This window comes from Phytoamicus setariae, assembly GCF_016722925.1.
Taxonomy (GTDB): Bacteria; Pseudomonadota; Alphaproteobacteria; order Rhizobiales; family Rhizobiaceae; genus Rhizobium_E; species Rhizobium_E setariae.
In genome coordinates, this window is record NZ_JAEQNC010000005.1 from 1 (window position 1) to 18,854 (window position 18,854).

General features: G+C 59.0%; 16 protein-coding genes. 4 read left to right on the plus strand and 12 right to left on the minus strand.

The window, feature by feature from the left end:
- Window positions 1-266: 266 nt before the first annotated feature.
- The 7 genes from JJB09_RS09825 to JJB09_RS09855 all read right to left on the minus strand — a co-directional run bounded on the left by JJB09_RS09825 (window position 267) and on the right by JJB09_RS09855 (window position 6,928).
- Window positions 267-1,391 (minus strand): branched-chain amino acid ABC transporter substrate-binding protein, encoded by a 1,125-nt coding sequence (locus JJB09_RS09825; protein WP_201656872.1) that lies wholly within the window; start codon window positions 1,389-1,391, stop codon window positions 267-269.
- Between the two features lie 112 nt (window positions 1,392-1,503).
- Window positions 1,504-1,857, minus strand: coding sequence for a DUF6867 family protein (locus JJB09_RS09830; protein WP_201656874.1), 354 nt, complete (start codon window positions 1,855-1,857; stop codon window positions 1,504-1,506).
- Window positions 1,858-1,927: 70 nt separating this feature from the next.
- Window positions 1,928-2,653, minus strand: coding sequence for an ABC transporter ATP-binding protein (locus tag JJB09_RS09835; protein ID WP_201656877.1), 726 nt, complete (start codon window positions 2,651-2,653; stop codon window positions 1,928-1,930).
- Window positions 2,653-3,489 carry an ABC transporter ATP-binding protein gene (locus tag JJB09_RS09840; protein WP_201656881.1) on the minus strand — a complete coding sequence of 279 codons (837 nt, stop codon included), beginning with the start codon at window positions 3,487-3,489 and terminating at the stop codon, window positions 2,653-2,655. Before JJB09_RS09840 ends, JJB09_RS09835 begins: the two co-directional genes overlap by 1 nt.
- A 20-nt stretch (window positions 3,490-3,509) precedes the next feature.
- Window positions 3,510-4,901, minus strand: a complete 1,392-nt coding sequence (livM, locus tag JJB09_RS09845) for a high-affinity branched-chain amino acid ABC transporter permease LivM (RefSeq protein ID WP_201656884.1) — start codon at window positions 4,899-4,901, stop codon at window positions 3,510-3,512.
- A 4-nt stretch (window positions 4,902-4,905) separates the two neighbouring features.
- Window positions 4,906-5,808 carry a branched-chain amino acid ABC transporter permease gene (locus JJB09_RS09850; RefSeq protein WP_201656887.1) on the minus strand — a complete coding sequence of 301 codons (903 nt, stop codon included), beginning with the start codon at window positions 5,806-5,808 and terminating at the stop codon, window positions 4,906-4,908.
- 484 nt (window positions 5,809-6,292) lie between these two features.
- Window positions 6,293-6,928: a TetR/AcrR family transcriptional regulator gene (locus JJB09_RS09855; RefSeq protein ID WP_201656890.1), complete on the minus strand. Its 636-nt coding sequence runs from the start codon at window positions 6,926-6,928 to the stop codon at window positions 6,293-6,295.
- A 128-nt stretch (window positions 6,929-7,056) separates the two neighbouring features.
- On the opposite strand from JJB09_RS09855, the gene JJB09_RS09860 reads away from it, so the two are divergent.
- Window positions 7,057-8,259, plus strand: a complete 1,203-nt coding sequence (locus JJB09_RS09860; RefSeq protein WP_201656893.1) for a multidrug effflux MFS transporter — start codon at window positions 7,057-7,059, stop codon at window positions 8,257-8,259.
- On the opposite strand, the gene JJB09_RS09865 is transcribed toward JJB09_RS09860, so the two are convergent.
- Genes JJB09_RS09865 through JJB09_RS09880 form a run of 4 tightly spaced genes read right to left on the minus strand, consistent with a single transcriptional unit; the run spans window position 8,260 to window position 13,302 of the window.
- Window positions 8,260-8,793 (minus strand): sarcosine oxidase subunit gamma, encoded by a 534-nt coding sequence (locus JJB09_RS09865; protein ID WP_201656895.1) that lies wholly within the window; start codon window positions 8,791-8,793, stop codon window positions 8,260-8,262.
- A gap of 11 nt (window positions 8,794-8,804) precedes the next feature.
- Window positions 8,805-11,762, minus strand: a complete 2,958-nt coding sequence (locus JJB09_RS09870) for a sarcosine oxidase subunit alpha family protein (RefSeq protein ID WP_201656898.1) — start codon at window positions 11,760-11,762, stop codon at window positions 8,805-8,807.
- Window positions 11,759-12,037: a sarcosine oxidase subunit delta gene (locus JJB09_RS09875; RefSeq protein ID WP_201656901.1), complete on the minus strand. Its 279-nt coding sequence runs from the start codon at window positions 12,035-12,037 to the stop codon at window positions 11,759-11,761. Before JJB09_RS09875 ends, JJB09_RS09870 begins: the two co-directional genes overlap by 4 nt.
- 14 nt (window positions 12,038-12,051) lie before the next feature.
- Window positions 12,052-13,302: a sarcosine oxidase subunit beta family protein gene (locus tag JJB09_RS09880; protein WP_201656904.1), complete on the minus strand. Its 1,251-nt coding sequence runs from the start codon at window positions 13,300-13,302 to the stop codon at window positions 12,052-12,054.
- Between the two features lie 349 nt (window positions 13,303-13,651).
- Here JJB09_RS09880 and cysD point away from each other — a divergent pair, with 349 nt between their 5' ends.
- Genes cysD through cysQ form a run of 3 tightly spaced genes read left to right on the plus strand, consistent with a single transcriptional unit; the run spans window position 13,652 to window position 17,232 of the window.
- Window positions 13,652-14,551, plus strand: a complete 900-nt coding sequence (gene cysD / locus JJB09_RS09885) for a sulfate adenylyltransferase subunit CysD (protein WP_201656906.1) — start codon at window positions 13,652-13,654, stop codon at window positions 14,549-14,551.
- Window position 14,552: 1 nt separating this feature from the next.
- Window positions 14,553-16,445 (plus strand): bifunctional sulfate adenylyltransferase/adenylyl-sulfate kinase NodQ, encoded by a 1,893-nt coding sequence (nodQ, locus tag JJB09_RS09890; protein ID WP_246748657.1) that lies wholly within the window; start codon window positions 14,553-14,555, stop codon window positions 16,443-16,445.
- Between the two features lie 7 nt (window positions 16,446-16,452).
- Window positions 16,453-17,232, plus strand: a complete 780-nt coding sequence (cysQ, locus tag JJB09_RS09895) for a 3'(2'),5'-bisphosphate nucleotidase CysQ (protein WP_201656909.1) — start codon at window positions 16,453-16,455, stop codon at window positions 17,230-17,232.
- An 87-nt stretch (window positions 17,233-17,319) separates the two neighbouring features.
- Here cysQ and JJB09_RS09900 read toward each other — a convergent pair whose 3' ends face one another.
- Window positions 17,320-18,744, minus strand: coding sequence for a capsular biosynthesis protein (locus JJB09_RS09900; RefSeq protein ID WP_201656912.1), 1,425 nt, complete (start codon window positions 18,742-18,744; stop codon window positions 17,320-17,322).
- Window positions 18,745-18,854 lie beyond the last annotated feature (110 nt).

The window sequence follows — 18,854 nt, forward strand, 5'->3', positions numbered from 1 at the left end:
AGGTCGACAAAGCTTCCGACTTTACCGACCTCTTTAATCGTAGCTACTAATCTATAGCAAAACCGCTTCTAGCGGTTCAAGCGCAGCGTTTCAAACCTCCACCTTTGGTGGAGGTCATGACTTCTTGTGTCTCCTCGGAAGCTCCCGTCCTCAGGGCCGCAGATGAGGCTGGAAGCAGGGTGAGGCGCCTGTGCTCCTTGATTTTCATCATGCAAAAAGCCCGGCACATGGCCGGGCTTCTCAATTCTCTCAGACGGTGAAACGGCTTACTTGGTGCCGATTTCGAAGTAGTTGTACTTGCCGTCTTCGCCCTTTTTCCACTGGTACATGGTGTAGTCAGGACGAGTGATGTCGCCCTTGGCATCGAAGCCGATGTCACCGATGACTGTCTTGAACGGACCCTTGGCCTTGGCGGATTCAGCGACCTTCATCGGGTCGTTGGCGCCAGCGGCTTTCGCAGCATCGGCAAAGATCTGCAGAGCAGCGTAGGAGTAGAGCGTGTAGGCTTCCGGCTCGAAGCCCGCTTCGCGGAACTTCTTGACGGCGTCGGCAGCGTTCGGGTTGTTACGCGGATCCGGCGGGAAGGTCATCAGCGTACCGTTGACGGCGTCGCCCGCGATGGAAGCAAGTTCGTTGGAGGTGATGCCGTCGCCCGACATCAGCGTTGCCTTCAGGCCCTGGTCGGCCATCTGACGCATGATGAGGCCAGCCTCAGTGTGCAGACCGCCGAAATAGACGATCGAAACGCCGGCTTCCTTCATCTTCGCGATCAGCGCCGAGTAGTCCTTCTCACCGGCAGTGATGCCTTCGTAGACGGCTTCGGTGATCCCGAGACCATTCATCGCCTTCTTGGTTTCATCAGCAAGACCCTGACCGTAGGTGGTCTTGTCGTGCACGATGGCTACCTTGGCGTCCTTGAAATGGTCGGCGATGTACTGACCGGCAACGGCGCCCTGCTGGTCGTCACGACCGCAAGTACGGAACGTGTTCCACAGACCACGCTCAGTGAACTTCGGGTTGGTCGAAGCTGGCGTGATCTGCATGATGCCGTTTTCGGCATATACTTCCGACGCCGGGATCGAAACACCCGAGTTGAAGTGGCCGATGACGAACTTGACGCCGTCACCAACGAACTTGTTAGCGACCGAAATGCCCTGCTTCGGGTCCGACACGTCGTCGCCGAGCACGATCTTCACCATCTCACCATTGATGCCGCCGGCTTCGTTGATGTCTTTGGCAGCCTGTTCCGCACCCTTCTGGAGCTGTGCACCGAAGGCGGCGTTCGGTCCAGTCAGCGGACCAGCCACGCCGACCAGAAGGTCAGCCCAGGCGGTACCGCCGAATGCGACCATGGCCGACAACGCCACAGCTGAGAGAAGCATTTTTTTCATTTTTAACTCCCAAAATTTGAGACGGTCTGTTCCTCTTTTCCCTTGCCGCCCGTCTTTCGCGCCAAGGGCTATTTCCCCGTCCGACTATCTGTTCATAGCGGGCGGAAACTTGTCAAACACTCTTTTTCTTCCACGCGAATGGACCGGCCTTTTCGTATAGCCAGTAGTATTTCGTCGCCATTTGCTTGGCGCGCGTGTAACGGAATCCCATAATGGCAAGCACCAACAGGAAAACTGTATCGATCGCGTAGTAGTGCAGTGAAAACATTGTGCCGCCGAACAACGCATGATGGACGAACCGGATACCGATACCAAGCAACAGCGTATAGATGAGAACATGCGGGATGATTTCGCCCCAGCCATCAGCAACGCTTTTGCCGGTACGCCACGCTGTCCAGCCGCCAATCAGCACAGTCACCATCGCGAACGACCAGAAGCTGGGCTCTTCGTAGAGAATACCTTGCATTTCAAAGCTCCCACTGGCGGAAATCTACGGAACTGTATGCAGCACGCAAGCATTCCCGCCCAATTACAACTTAATGATGACTGCCTTCGAGATAGGCCGCACGCACTTCCGGATTGGCGAGCAGTTCCTGTCCCGTGCCGCTCATGGTCACCAGGCCGTTGACCATCACGTAGCCGCGATGGGCAAGCCGGAGCGCGGCAAAGGCGTTTTGCTCGACCAGAAACACAGTCAGGCCTTCGGCTCTGTTCAGTTTGCCGATCGCCTCGAAAATCTGCTTTGAGATCAACGGTGCGAGGCCAAGCGACGGCTCGTCCAGCAACAGGAGCTTGGGGCGCGCCATCAGCGCGCGACCAATGGACAGCATCTGCTGCTCGCCGCCCGAGAGCGTGCCGCCGCGTTGCTGCTGGCGTTCCTGCAGGCGCGGAAACAGTTCGAAGATGCGCTTGACGTCGTCGTTGAAGTGACGCTGGTTGTCGAGCCCGGCTCCCATCTGCAGGTTCTCATAGACCGTCATGCGCGGGAAGATCCGTCGGCCTTCCGGCGACTGCGCGATACGCAACCTTGCGATCTCGTGCGTAGGCATCCGCGTGATGTCGTGCCCCTCGAAGGTGACGGTGCCGGTGCGGGCTTGCGGACTACCGCAGATCGTCATCATCAGCGTCGATTTGCCGGCGCCATTGGCGCCGATCAGGCAGACGATTTCACCCTTGTTGACTTCGACGTCCACACCACCGAGGGCGCGGATATTGCCGTAAAATGTTTCGACACCCTGTACTTTGAGCAGAGGCTGGGACATTAGACGATGCCTCCCACGATCTTGACCGCTTCTTCTTCATCATCGACGCCGAGATAGGCGGCAATGACCTTGGGATCGCTCTTTACGTGCGCCGGATCGCCATCGGAAATCTTCTGGCCGTATTCCAGAACCACGATGTGGTCCGAAATCTCCATCACGACGGACATGTCGTGCTCGATCAGCAGGATCGAGGTGCCCGTCTCCGTACGGATAGCCCTGAGCAATTCATTGAGGGCATGCGATTCCCGTGGGTTGAGACCGGCCGCCGGTTCGTCGAGGCACAATAGCCGTGGCTCGGTGCACATGGCGCGGGCAATTTCAAGACGCCGTTGGGCACCGTACGGCAGATCGCCGGCCGGGTCGTCGGCGCGCTCGGTCAGGTTGGCCTTTTCCAGCCAGAAGCGAGCGAGTTCAATCGCCGACTTTGCTTCCTTGCGATAAGGTCCGATCCCGACAAGGCCAAGCACGGTAAAGCCCGACGCCTTCATCAGCTTGTTATGCTGGGCAACAAGCAGGTTTTCCAGAACCGTCATCCCAGAGAAGAGCCGGATATTCTGGAACGTGCGCGCTACCTTGGCGTGAGCGGTGATGCGGAAATCCGGCATCTGCTCGAGCTGGTAGATCTTGTTTTCGCTGTGCTTGAACCGGATCATCCCCATCGTCGGCTTGTAAAAGCCGGTAATGCAGTTGAAGACGGTTGTCTTGCCTGCGCCGTTCGGTCCGATGAGAGCCGTGATCTCCCCTTCATAAGCATTGAAGGACAAGTCGTTGATGGCCATCAGCCCACCAAACTTCATCGACAGGTGCTCGACTTCGAGCAGTGTGTTCCTAGTCATATACGCTTTCCCTCGCCGCCTCAGCCGTGGCCTTCCTTGGTGAAACTGCTCGAAACCGCCTTGCGTTCGAACAGGAAGGCTGTCGGTTCACGACTGCCTACGAAGCCACGGGGCTTCCACACCATCACAACGACCATTGCGAGGCCGAAAATCAACATGCGGTAGTGTTCCGGCGTAAAGTTCTCGCCGAAGATTTGCTTGAGGAATTCCATTTCGCGCAGCAGTTCGGTGCCGCCGATCATGGCCACTGCGGCAACCGCGATGCCCACCAGCGAGCCCATCCCGCCGAGCACGACAATCGCAAGAATGATCGCCGATTCAAGGAATACGAAGGATTCAGGTGACACAAAGCCTTGGCGGACGGCGAAGAACGAGCCCGCAAAGCCACCGAACATCGCGCCGATCGCAAATGCTGTCAGCTTGGTGTTGGTCGTGTTGATCCCCAGCGAACGGCAGGCAATCTCGTCCTCGCGCAACGCTTCCCAGGCACGGCCAACCGGCATGCGGCGCAGCCTTATGCTGACGAACGCAGTGACCAGGCAAAGCCCAAGAATGACGTAGAAGAGGAAAATCTTGTAATAGGCCGATGACGGCATCAGGCCGAAGGTTGCAGCAAAGCCGGTTGGCGATGCGTCGAACTTGAGACCGAAGAGTGTTGCCTTCGGAATACCCGAAATCCCTGACACGCCGTTGGTCACTTCACGCCAGTTGACCAGCACCAGCCGGATGATTTCCCCGAATGCCAGGGTGACGATCGCCAGGTAATCACCCTTGAGCCGCAGGACCGGAAAGCCGAGGATCACACCCCAGAAGGCCGAGAGGATGCCGGCCAGCGGCAACAGGATCCAGAAGGAGAAACCGAAGTGCTGTGACAGCAGCGCGTAGGAATAGGCACCGACCGCGTAGAAGGCGACATAGCCAAGGTCCAGCAGACCGGCGAGACCGACGACGATGTTCAGGCCCCAACCGAGCATCACGTAGATCAGGATCTGGATCCCGAAATTGTCGATATACTTCAGGGAACCCTGGGTGCCGGCAAAATAAAGCACGACCGGCGGGTACAGGACCAGCGCCAGAATACCGATCTTGGTAAAGTTCCTGCGAAAGAAGCTTTCCTCTTTCGGAGCCGCGGTCAGCGCGGCTTTGCCTTTCGCCTCCTTGCGGCTCGCAAAATACGGCCTGATGACCGTGATCAGCAGGAATCGCACCGCCATCACCAGCGCCACGACGAAAGCCAGCTTGTACCAATGGGTGACAATGACCAGTTCGTTGCGGATGTTCTGGGTGGTCTCGAGTCCGACGAACAGGACGAAGAGGCCGAACGCCACGATGCCGGCAAAAATTGATTCACGAATAGCGTGGGCGGTCAGATTGGTCTTGGCCGCCTTGGAAGTGGTTTGGGTATTGTGCATGGGATCAGACCTTTTCGACTTCCGGTCGCCCGAGAATGCCCGAGGGCTTGAAGATCAACGCGATCGCCAGGATCGAGAAGGTCGCGACGTCCTTGTAGTCGATGGTGAAATAGGCCGACCAGAGCGCCTCGATCAGGCCGATCAGCAATCCGCCCAGCACTGCGCCCGGTAGCGAGCCGATACCGCCGAGAACAGCTGCCGTAAACGCCTTGACCCCCGGCACGAAGCCGTCGGCAAACGAGATGACCCCATAGTACATCAGATACATCGTGCCGGCGACGGCGGCGAGCGCCGCGCCCATGACGAATGTGATCGAGATTGTCCGGTCGACATTGATGCCGAGCAACGCCGCCATCTTTCTGTCCTGTTCGGTGGCGCGCTGGGCCCGACCGAGTGAGGTATGATTGACCACATACCAGAAGCCGGTCAACAGCACGGCGGTCAGAACAACGATGACGATCTGCTTGAGCGAAACGGTGATTTTTCCGAAGCTATAGACATCGGTGATCATGCCCGGGATCGCCTTGTTGCGCGGCCCCTGCGTCACCTGGACGAAGTTCGAAATCAGGATCGACATGCCGATGGCGGTAATCAACGGCGCCAGCCGGAACGAGCCGCGCAGCGGCCTGTAGGCCATCTTTTCGATCGACCAGTTCCAGAGGCTGGTCACCGCCATGGCAACCACCATCATGATCAGCAAAGAAAGCGCGACCGGGAAGCCTACAAAGGCTGCGGTAAGAAGAAGATAGACCACCAGGGCTGCGAAGCCGCCAAGCATGAAGATATCGCCATGGGCAAAATTGACCATGCCGATAATGCCGTAGACCATAGTGTAACCGATTGCGATCAGGCCATAAATCGAGCCCAACGTCAGCCCGTTTAAGAGCTGCTGGATAAAATACTCCATCCGTTTTCCCCTGCATGCAGTCGTTTGATGCTGCACATTTTTTATTAGAACCGGCCCTTGAAGAGCTCTTCTGGTTCAAGGATTCCATAACGCTTTCGGCTAAAATGTGAAGCTAAAAAGTTGGTTATTCAAAAAAACTTTAGTCTGACGTCCGATTCCGGTGCATTTTTCTGCAGAATGAGGGAAATTTAGTCTGGTTGTGCTGGTGTATTGATCGCTTTCCATAATGCACCCATTCACGAAGCTTGTGTCCATTAGCATTGTCAGGGAGCAATTCTCAGGAGAGAAAATTCCAAAAGGCAGTGCAAATTCAGAGATTTCGTAATTTCCCCAACAGGGCGACGCCCGGATTCTTGTCCCGGTGCCGTCCGGGCATCAGTCCCGCGCCGCTTCACCGGCGACCTCCCTATGGGTCCTCCTGCGGAGCCGTGCATTCAAAAGACATGCCTTGTCGTCGTTAACCTGTGTACGTCAAGACAAGCGCTCAGGGGCTGGCTGCAACACCAAAGACGGCAAGCGTTGCCGTCACACGATCCTGGAGCTCCCTTTCGATCGCATCATGATCAAGGTCGAGCATCAACGCCTTGAGCTGCAGGATGCCCAACGTACTGCCCACGAATGTGTCGGCAATGGCAATCGAGTCTACTCCGATCGTCGCAGGTACGTTGCAGTTGCCGGCGATCTGCGCAGCCACGATAGCCCTGTTTTTGACGAGACATTCCTCATAGAAGCGGCGCGCCAGTTCCGGGGTCTTGTGCGCCTCCGAAATCACCAGTCGCGTGAGCCTGATCTGACGCGGCGACAGAACGAATTGCGCCAACTCGACCAGCAAGCTGCGAAGATCCTTTTCGGGCCTGAGCACGGCCTCCGACTTGTCCGCCCATGGGAAGCGTGGATTGTCATGGCTTTCTATCAGAGCACTGAACAGTGCGAGCTTGTCGGGAAAGAAACGGTAAAGGGTCTTCTTCGCCATGCCGCATTCACGGGCGATTTCCTCCATCGTCGCCGCGCCAAAACCCTCCCGCGCAAACACGTTTTCCGCAGCCTGCAGGATCAAGCCTCGACGATCGCCTTCCGGCATGGCCGGTTGACGGCCACTCATACGCGTATCGCTGGTCATCCATCGCTCCCGGCTCGAACTGCTTCTGATTTTCATTCTTGACTTTGGAAACGATTCCGTTTCCAAAGCGACGATAAGAAACGATATCGTTTCCATTGCGTGATTTCAAGACATCGGAGAATTGGAAGATGGACAGGAAGACCCTACTCATCGGCTTGGCACTCGGGGCACTCAGCGCCCTCGGGCCGCTGGCCACCGACATGTATCTCGGCGCCCTGCCCAGCATGGCCTCGGACCTCGGCGGCACGGACGCGGACATGCAGCTAAGCGTCATGACATTTTTTGCCGGCTTCACGCTCGGCCAACTGTTCTATGGCCCGATCTCGGATCGCACCGGCCGCAAGCCGATGGTCTACGTCGCCCTGTCCATCTTCGCGATCGCTTCGCTCGGATGCCTCTTTGCAGCAACGGCCGACCAGCTGCTCGCCTTGCGTTTCCTGCAGGGCATTGGCGGTTCGATCGGCATGGTCATCAGCACCGCCGTCATCCGTGACCTGTTCACCGGACATGCCGCTACCAAACTGATGTCGCTCGTCGTGTTGGTGCTGGGCATATCCCCCATCCTTGCTCCGCTGGTCGGCAGCCTGATTCTCGAAGTTGGAACCTGGCGGGTCATCTTTGCAGTCCTCACAGGCTTCGCCGTGCTTTGCGCCATTCTGGTCTCGGCACTCCTGCCGGAAACGCGCATGCAGGAACTCCGTATCCACAGCAAGCCGGCCGATGCGTTGAAATGGTATAGCCGCTTGCTCGTCAGCCGCAGCTTCATTCCCTATGCGGGCACACTCGCACTCGTGCAGGGCGGCTTCTTCGCCTATATCGCAGGCTCGTCCTTCGTGCTGATCAACGTCTACGGGCTTTCGCCGCTCGTCTATTCGCTGGTCTTCGGCTTCAATGCCGTGGGTCTGGGGATCGGCACGCAGATTGCCGCCCGGCTTTCCCAGCGGATTGGTACGCGTTCCATCGTCAAAGCCTGCACTCTGGTCTACGCCGGTGCCGCAGTCCTGCTTCTCGCAATGCAGTTGGGCGGCGCTGCGAACCTGATTTCCGTCTGCACTCTGCTGTTTGTCCTCGTCACCGCGCTTGGCGGCATCATGCCGTCCTGCAACATCCTGACGATGGAATCGCATGGCGCGATTGCCGGCACGGCCGCCGCCTTGATGGGCGCTCTCGGCTTCGGCGCCGGCGCGGCCTCGAGCTTCGCCATCGGCCTGTTTGACGATGGCACGGCGCTGCCAATGATCGCGGTCATCGCCGGTTGCGCCGTCGCCTCCACGCTTGTCGCCCATCTCACGTTCAGGGACGCCAAGTTGGCGCAGCCTGAACGGGCCTGATCAGCGATCGACCACCGCAAACGAGAGCGCGAATTCACGGCCTGCCATTTTCAGGTCGTGATAAAGGCTCTCGGCAAAGCTGCGCGCGCCGACGATTTCGAATTCGTTTTCGCCGGTGCGGGCGACATTGATCGTCAGGTGACCGAAGGCCATATTCGCCGACATGCCCACGGGCAGCGCTTCGCCGGCGATATCGATGGCAACGCCCTTCATCAGGATGTCCACCACATCAGGCCCCTTAAGGCGGAAGAGCGTACGGCCATGGCTCTGATCAACAACCAGGGCAGCGGAGGGATCGACCTTCGGCAACGCGTTGAAGGTCACGGCCAGCCAGTCGCCCGGACCGACAAAACGCAGGCTGACGTCAGGCGCGTTGAGCAGCTGGCTCTTGATCGCGGCATTCTGGCCACGAAACGCCTGAACGGTATAGATGCGCGCCGATTCAACCAGTTCGAGGTGGTTGGCCCCCGGCATCTCTATGCCGTGGACAGCGCTGTCGGTCAGCGGGTGGCGGGAAATCATCATATCCTGCATCGCGGGTCACCTCATCCATTGAGCTTGGTGTTTTCGGGGTCGTAGAAGACTGTTGGGCCGATCACGCACTCTGTTTCGATGCCGCGGATCTTGTCCCATACCAGCACCGTCTCGCCCGTCCGTTCGCGTCCCGATTTGACGAAAGCGAGCGCGATCATGTGTCCAAGAGCCGGCGAGAAGCAGACGGACGAAACCCAACCCTGATCGTTTTCGGTGGAAGGGGTCGCCCCTTTTCGGAGAATATGGGCGCCCGACTTGATGTCCGCCTTGGGATCGATCGGCTTGAGGCCGACGAGTTGGGCACGATCGGATGCCTTGATGCCTGGACGCTCGAGCAGGCGCTTGCCGATGAAATCCGCCTTGGTGGCAGACACCATCTTCCCGAGACCGACATCGTCGGCGGTAACGCGACCGTCGAGCTCGGCATGCGTGACATGGCCCTTTTCGATGCGCATGACGTTGAGCGCTTCCACGCCGTAAGCGCAGATACCCTCGGGCTTGCCGATCTCCATGATCGCGTCCGCGACGGCCTCGCCGTAGCCGGCGGGGACGCCGAGCTCATAGGCAAGCTCGCCCGAAAACGAGATCCGGTAGAGCCGCCCGACCACGCCGCTCTTCAGCGTCACTTCGCGGGCTGCCAGGAACGGAAAACCCTCGTCCGACAGATCATCAGAGATCAGTTCCTGCAACACCTTGCGCGCCTTGGGTCCGACGACGGACATCTGCGCCCACTGGTCGGACACGGAGATGTAACGCACATCCAGATCCGGCCATTTGGTCTGGTGGAAGTATTCCAGATGCGCCAGCGCCTCGGCGGCATAGGCCGTGGTGGTGGTGATGAAAAAGTGGTTTTCCGAAAGACGGCTGACCGTGCCGTCGTCGTAAACCACGCCGTCCTCGCGCAGCATCAGGCCGTAGCGTGCCCTGCCGACGGGTAGCTTCAGCATCGGATTGCTGTAGAGGCGATTGACGAACTCGGCCGCATCCGGTCCGGCAATTTCGATCTTGCCGAGCATCGAGACATCGCAGATGCCGACATGCTCGCGCACGGTACGGACTTCGCGGTCCACGCTCTCGCGCCAGCTTGTCTCGCCCTGACGCGGAAACCAGGACGAACGGTGCCACAGGCCGGCAACGACGGTCACCGCACCATTCTTCTTTGCCCAGCGGTGCAGCGGCGACATACGGTCGGGCATCGCGTGCTCGTGTTTAGACATGCCCGCCAGCGCGCCAAACGTCACTGGCGTATAGAACGGCCGGAACGTCGTGGTGCCGGTGTCGCGCGGCGAAAGCCCCTGCATCGATGCGAGGATCGCCGACACGTTGACATTGCCGAGCTTGCCCTGATCCGTGGCCATGCCGTTGGTCGTATAACGCTTGGCGTGTTCGACGTGGCCGTATCCCTCGCGCAATGCGAGGCTCAGATCCTTGACATGCACGTCGTTCTGATAGTCGACGAAGGCCTTGGATTTGGCGCCCGAGACATACCAGAGGGCCGAGAACCCCTGCCCTGCCTCGCCCTCGACCTCAGACTTTTCAAACGCCGATGCTGTCTTGCCAAGCGCTTCGACGGCCGCAACACCCTTGGCCCAGCCGTCGGCAATGCATCCGCCGAGACCATACTCGCCTGCCGCCGATCCCGCCGGCTGGAAGGCCGGCTCGCTGACCGGGGCGACAAAGCCCGCGAGTTCGTCGGACCAGATCGGTTTTGCACCGCGCTGGCAGAGAAGATGAATGATCGGGCTCCAGCCACCGGACGAGGCGATCGCATCGCATTCCAGAACGTCCTCGAAGCCGGAGCGGTCCAGCATCAATCCCTTGACCCGAAGGCTGCCCTTCGTATCGACCACTTTACCGCCCAGTAGCGTGCGAACGCCTGCCGGTGCGACATCGGCACTCCGCGAGCGGCTATCGATCAGCGCGACATCTATGCCTTGCGCAGCAAGGTCACGCGCCGTTTCGTAGCCTGAGGCACCGTTGGTGAAGATTGCTGCCTTCTTGCCAGCCGCGACGCCGTAGCGATTGGCATAGGTGCGCATCGCCGACGCGGTCATGATGCCCGGACGATCGTTGCCACCAAACACCAGCGGCCGCTCTTCGGCGCCACTGGCAAGGATTGCCCGCTTGGCCGCGATGCGCCACAAGCGCTCGACCGGACGATCGGCCGATGGCAGAGCCACATGCTTCTGCACGCGTTCGACAGCTCCGAACACCATATCGTCGTACCAGCCGAACACGGTCGTACGCGCCATCAGCTTGACATTATCGAGCGACTTCAGTTCGGAGACGATGTTCTCGGCATAGTCCGCAGCCGACACCCCACCGATCGAAGACCGAGTGGACAGCAGCGAGCCGCCCAAACGGAAGCTTTCATCCGCGATGATGACCCGCAAGCCCGTACGCGCAGCAACCAGTGCCGCGTTCAGGCCCGTTGGTCCGGCACCAACAACCAGAAGATCGCAATGCGCCCAGCACTTCTCATAACCGTCGGGATCAGCCTCTGTGATCGCCAGCTTGCCGAGGCCCGCTGCCTTGCGGATGAAGGGCTCGTAGACCTTCTCCCAGAACGCCTTCGGCCACATGAAGGTCTTGTAGTAGAAGCCGGCCGACAGGAATGGCGACAGCAGCGAGTTGACGCTGCCGATATCGTATTTCAGCGACGGCCAGCGGTTCTGGCTGGCGGCGATCATGCCCTGATGCAGTTCGGCCATCGTAGCGCGCGCGTTCGGTTCCGAACGGCCGCCCTCGCCGATCGTCACGATCGCGTTGGGTTCAGCCGATCCTGCCGTGATGACGCCGCGCGGGCGGTGATACTTGAAGCTTCGGCCGAGGAGCAGCACGTCGTTGGCCATGAGTGCCGAAGCCAGCGTGTCGCCTGCGAAGCCCTTGTAGGACTTGCCATCGAACTTGAAGGAAACTTCGTGGCCGCGGTCAACGACACCGCCGGTGGAAAGACGATAAGCGGTCATGCCTCGCCTCCCACATAGGTGGCCTGCGCATCGGAAACGGAAAACACTTCATGTGTCACCGTATCCCGTTCAACGATCAGCCAGCGACGGCAACCGGCCAGATGCTGCCAGTATTCCTTATGAAGACCGACCGGGTTTGTGCGGATGAACACATAGTCAGCCCAGTCCTTGTCTGACGCTTCAACAGCGGGCCGATGCACGGTCGCATCGCCCTTGATGGTAAATTCGTCCCGAGGACGCACGCCGCAATGCGGGCAGTGGATAAGGCTCGCCATATTATTTCACGCCTTCAATGCAGATTGGGTTGAGGGCCTTTGCCGCCCTCGTCGATCGAATAGCCGCGCTCGAAGCGGTCGAGCCGCATTTGGCGCGTCACCGGATGTGGCTCGTTCTTGGCGATCAGATGCGCGAAGGTGAAGCCCGATGCCGGTGTGGCCTTGAAGCCGCCATAGCACCAGCCGGTGTTGAGATAGAGATTGGGCACCGGCGTCTTGTCGATGATCGGCGAGCCGTCCATGCTCATGTCCATGACGCCGCCCCAGGTGCGCAACACCTTCGAACGCGACAGGCCGGGGATCATCGAAAGGCCGGTCTCGAACACATGCTCGACAGTGTAGAGACCGCCACGGCGCGCATAGGAATTGTAGCCGTCGATATCGCCGCCGAACACCAAGCCGCCCTTGTCGGACTGCGAGATATAGAAGTGGCCCATGCCGAAGGTGATGACGTTGTCGATTGCCGGTTTGAGGCCCTCGCTGACGAAAGCCTGCAGCACGTGGCTTTCGATGGGCAGGCGCAGGTCAGCCATGTTTGCGGTGATTGTCGAATGGCCAGCGGTAGCGAGTGCCAGCCTGTTGCAGCCAATCGTGCCCTTGCTGGTTTCCACGCCCGTCACCAGGCCGTTCTTGCGGATGATGCCGGTCACGTCGCAATTCTGGATGATATCGATGCCGCGCATGTCGGCGCCGCGACCATAGCCCCAGGCGACAGCATCATGGCGGGCGGTGCCGCCACGACGCTGCATGAGGCCGCCAAAGATCGGAAAGCGCGCATGGTTGAAATTGAGGAAGGGTGCGATTTCCTTCAACTGCCCCGGATTGAGCAGTTCGGCGTCTGCCCCCTCCAGCAGGGCCGAGTTGCCGCGCCGGGCGTAGGTGTCGCGCTGGCCGTCTGAATGAAAGAGATTGATGACGCCGCGCTGCGAGATCATGGCATTGAAGTTGAAGTCCTGCTCCAGCCCTTCCCACAGCTTCATCGACAGCTCGTAGAACGGTTCGTTGCCCGGCAGCATGTAGTTGGAGCGGATAATAGTGGTGTTGCGGCCGATATTGCCGGATCCGAGCCAAGACTTTTCCAGCACCGCCACATTGGCAATCCCGAATTCCTTGGCAAGGTAGTATGCCGTTGCGAGGCCATGCCCACCACCACCGACGATGATCACGTCGTAGTGGGGCTTGGGAGCCGGGTCGCGCCATTGCGGCTTCCAGCCGCGATTGCCGCCAAGGGCTTCCTTGAAAATGGAAAAGGCCGAAAACCGCATTCTGATTATCCACTTGCTTCGGTTTTGCGGGGTGCCCGCATGCATCGAACATGGCCTAGTGCCTTGGCAAACTCTATACGCAGCGGGACATTTTATTGACAATATAGGCCTATCGTCAATTTTGGCCGGCAACGTCTGCGGTACGAATTTTTCCGTGGCTGGTCAGGAAATGGCCGGCAGCCAGGATCTGGACAGGCTATTCCGGTAACAACATGTTTCATTTCTCACAACAATTCAGACCCCCAAAACGCCTCATTTGCAGCCGAAGGAGTTGCCTTGCCGGGACAAAATCAATAAACGCGTCGTTAATCAGATGCATGAGCTAAAATAAGCGGAGCTAACGCCTACCATGTCATTGACTCACCTTCAGCGCCTCGAGGCTGAGGCCATCCACATCTTCCGGGAAGTGGCGGCCAGCTTTTCCAATCCCGTTATGCTTTACTCGATCGGAAAAGACTCCTCCGTGATGCTTCATCTGGCGATGAAGGCCTTCTATCCGGCCAAACCGCCCTTCCCCTTCCTCCATGTCGATACCGGTTGGAAATTCAAGGAGATGACGGCGTTCCGCGACCGGATGGCCAAGGAGCTCGGCATCGATCTCCTCGTCCATATCAATCCGGACGGCATTGCCCAGGGCGTCGGCCCCTTCACCCACGGCTCCAACACCCATACGCACGTGATGAAGACGCTTGGCCTTCGCCAAGCGCTTGAGAAATACGGGTTCGACGCCGCTTTCGGCGGCGCGCGCCGCGACGAGGAAAAGTCCCGCGCCAAAGAGCGAATCTTCTCTTTCCGGAACGCGCAGCACACCTGGGACCCCAAGAACCAGCGTCCGGAGATGTGGAAAACCTACAATACCCGCGTCGGACCTGGCGAATCCATCCGCGTCTTCCCGCTGTCGAACTGGACCGAGCTCGATATCTGGCAGTACATCATGAAGGAAAATATCCCGATCGTGCCACTCTACTTCGCGGCCAAACGCCCCGTGGTCGAACGCGACGGGATGCTGATCATGGTCGACGACGAGCGTATGCCGATCGGTCCCGACGATGTCGTCGAAAATCGCCTCGTCCGCTTCCGTACACTCGGCTGCTATCCTTTGACTGGCGCGATCGATTCCGACGCAGCTGATCTGCAGGACATCGTCCGCGAGATGCTGACAGCACGCACGTCAGAGCGCCAGGGCCGCATGATCGACAAGGACGAAGCAGGCTCGATGGAAAAGAAGAAGCGCGAAGGGTATTTCTGAGATGAACGTAACGAACCCTGCCGACGTTTCCGGCGATATGATCGAATACCTGCGCGAGCAGGAAAAGAAATCCATGCTGCGCTTCCTGACCTGCGGATCCGTGGACGACGGAAAGTCGACCCTGATCGGCCGGCTACTCTATGATACCAAGCTGATATTCGAGGACCAGCTCGCGACGCTTGAACGCGACAGCGCCAAGCATGGCACAGTGGGCGAGGATATCGACTTCGCTCTGCTGGTGGACGGGCTTGAGGCCGAACGCGAACAAGGCATCACCATTGATGTCGCCTACCGATTCTTTGCTACCTCCAAGCGCAAGTTTATCGTCGCCGACACGCCAGGCCACGAACAGTATACCCGCAACATGGCGACCGGCGCCTCCACGGCAGACCTCGCAGTCGTGCTGGTCGATTCGCGCCAGGGCATCCTGCGGCAAACCCGTCGCCACTCCTACATCGCTTCGCTGCTTGGCATTCGCCATATCGTGCTTGCGGTCAACAAGATCGACCTGATGGACTATTCCCAGGAGGTCTTCGACACCATCGTGGCCGAATATATGGAGTTCGCCAAGGATCTCGGCTTTGCCTCGATCCAGCCGATTCCGATGTCTGCCCGCTTCGGCGACAATGTCACGATGGAATCCGAAAAGACCCCTTGGTACAGCGGCCCCACCCTTCTCGGTCATCTGGAAACGGTGCGGGTGGAGAACGACTATCTCGACAAGCCGTTCCGTTTCCCGGTGCAGTATGTCGTCCGCCCGAACCTCGACTTTCGGGGATTTGCCGGTCAGGTCGCATCCGGCAAGCTTGCCGTCGGCGACAAGGTCATCGTAGCGAAATCCGGCCAGGAATCGAAGGTCAAGGAGATCGTCACCCATGGTGGCAATCTCAGCAACGCCATCGAGGGCCAGGCGGTCACGGTCGTTCTCGAAGACCAAATCGACATTTCGCGCGGCGACATGCTGGTCGATCCGACCAACCGCCCCCATGTTGCGGACCAGTTCCAGGCTCACATCATCTGGTTCGACAGCCAGCCGATGATTCCCGGACGCTCCTATATCCTGCGCACAGAGGTCGATAGCGTCAGCGCAACGATCACGGCGCTCAAGCATCAGGTGAATATCAACACCTTCTCGCATGAGGCCGCCAAGCACCTCAACATGAACGAGGTCGGCGAGTGCAATATCTCGACCCAGGCGCCGATCGCATTCGACTCCTACAAATCGAACCGTGTCAGCGGACACTTCGTACTGATCGACCGCTTCACCAATGCGACGGTCGGCGCAGGCATGATCGATTTCCCACTGCGCCGCGCGTCCAACGTCCATTGGCAGGCCATGGAGGTCAACAAGGACGCACGTTCCGAGATCAAGAACCAGTCACCGGCAGTGGTCTGGTTTACCGGCTACTCCGGCTCCGGAAAATCGACCGTCGCCAACAACCTTGAAAAGCTGCTGCACGCCCAGGGCAAGCACACCTTCATGCTTGATGGCGACAACGTCCGCCATGGCCTCAACCGCGATCTTGGCTTTACCGACGACGACCGCGTGGAAAATATCCGGCGCGTTTCGGAAGTCGCCAAGCTGATGGTGGATGCCGGTCTCATCGTGATCGTGTCCTTCATCTCGCCATTCCGTTCCGAGCGCCAGATGGCCCGCGATCTGTTTGGCGACGGCGAGTTTGTCGAAGTCTTTGTCGATACGCCGCTCGAAGAATGCATCAAGCGCGATCCAAAGGGCCTCTACAAGAAGGCCCAGTCAGGCGAGATACAGAACTTCACCGGCATCAGCTCGGCCTATGAGGCACCGGAAAATCCGGAAGTGCACCTGCATACGCTCGGTCACGAACCAGCCGAAATGGCGATCCTGATCGACAGTTACCTGAACAAGCGATAGGCCAACGATGATCGAAACACTCGAAACCCTTGCGCTTGCCGCCGGTAAAGCGATTCTCGACGTCTATCGGGCTGGCCCGAACGTCACCTACAAGAACGACTGTTCGCCCGTAACCGAAGCTGACGAGCGTGCCGAAGCGATTATCCTGGAAGGGCTGAGCAAGGCCTTCCCGGATATTCCGGTCGTGGCGGAAGAAGCCGCCGCCGCTGGCAACATCCCCGATGTCTCCGGCAAGCGATTCTTCCTCGTCGATCCTCTGGACGGCACGAAGGAATTCATCAACAAGCGCGACGACTTCACGGTCAACATCGCGCTTGTCGAAAATGGCGTGCCGACGGCTGGCATCGTCTATGCGCCGGCTCGCAACGTTGCCTATACCGGCATCAATGGCACGGCAGAGAAACTCGACATCACGGACAATCTCACCATCGCCTCGCGTAGCCGGATCGGGTGTCGCCTGCGTGGCGAGACCCTAACCGCTGTCGCCAGCCGCTCCCACAATTCACCCGAGACGGAAGCCTTTCTGGCAGAGCAGGGAATCACCGCAACCAAGTCCGTCGGCTCGTCGCTCAAGTTCTGCCTGGTGGCCGAGGGCAGTGCCGACGTCTATCCGCGGTTCGGACGCACGATGGAGTGGGATACGGCCGCCGGCGACGCGGTCCTGCGCGCCGCAGGTGGCACGACGCTCGATACAGAAGGTAACCCCTTCGCCTATGGCAAGACAGACCAGGCAAGCGACAGCGATTTTGCCAACGGCCATTTCATTGCCTGGGGCGCAAAGCGCTGATATCCACGGCAAGAAACAAATAGACAAAAGGCCCGCACAGCGGGCCTTTTTCATGAAGGGCAGACCGGGGACCAAGCCCCAGGACCATTATTCTTTGCCAGTCTGCCCAAACGCGGCGACGATGACCTGTCCGGCCGCGCCGCCAACGGGTGCCCTGTTTTCCAGCGCACTCTCGATCTTCAGGCGAAGCGCCCCAACTGCAGCTTCCATGCCGTCCTTGGCGTAGAAGTCACCACCCACCAGGCATTCATGCTGGATCCAGCTGAGATAACGCTGCCGTACGGCGTCCGGGGCGGCACAGCCGTCGTTCCAGAACCGGTCGAGGTCCATGCCGCGCTCGACGCAGAACGCCAATTCGCTGTGCCGATAGAGCGCCTGCCCCATGACTGCGAGCGGCACCCCGTGGTGTAGCGCCGAAAGGCCCGAGGTGGAATTAATGGTGATCATCCCGGCGGAATGACGCGTTAGCAGGCTGAGCGAGCCGCCGTCCAGCACATGCACCCGGTCGCGGACATCGTTGAGCGCGCTCACCTGCCGGATGAAATTCCGATCGCGGGTATGGCCGCGCTCCATCGGATGAATCTTGAAGACCAGTTGATGATCCTCGGGCGCATTGCGGGCAAAGGAAACAATGGTCTTCAGAATGAGCTTCTGGTTGTTCCAGCTGTTGGCGGCGCGCCCGAGCTGCGTATCATCATGGACTTGCAGCGGAACGATGAAGAACCGCTTGTCGTGATGTTCGAGCAGACGCTCGGAGATGCGGTAGTTCCGGCCAACATGAGCAAACTTGCGATAGTAGTTCTTAAACCAGTAAAAGCCCTCTGACAGAAGCGTACGCTTCTGCTTGTGGAACAGCTTTCTCTCGCCGGGCGTCGAGATCAGGGCTCGCAGCGTGAAATACTGGAACGCACACCAAGCCATGGCGCTGAAGGAACCGGGTGCGGGAACAGCCTTGGGACCATCCTTGCGCGGCGAATTGAAATGATCCGGGGGCAATTGTCCCGCGATCGGCGAACGCCAGTTGTTACCGCCGAGTTCCATCGTCACGTAGCCGGGCCTGATATACCCCTCCTCGAGACATAGGACGGGAATGCCCACCTGTTCAGCGCATTCCAGCGCGATGCGATGGACGATACGGTCAGCACCGAACAGCACGACGGCGTCGAAGCCGTGTTCACTAAGGATCCCGTTAAACCAGGCGCGCCAGATTTCGGCACTGCCCGAAAAATTCAGCGACTTTTCACCGCGCGAGAAGAGTCGGTCGCCGGCGTTGAAGCATACACGCCACGCATCAAAACCATTGGCATTGAGGTGATCCTGCGCGCGGCGGAAAAAACTACCCACAGGTCCCTGCAGAAGCACGACACGCGGAGAATTCTTGTTGGGGAACCTGCGGCGGACACGGCCGATGAAAGGCAGCGACATCAACCTCTTGGTCTTGCCGCTGGGATTTCTCGCCTTCTGACGCGAAGTCACCCCGCCTTTGCTTTTCTCATCATCGGGTATGGTCATGTCGACTTTGCTTCACGCCTTCTTCGGATGCAGGACAGCTTGGACTGCTCTTTGCACAACGGCCTCTGTTTTTCAACCTGTCGGAAACAGACCGGAAGCACTTGATGTAA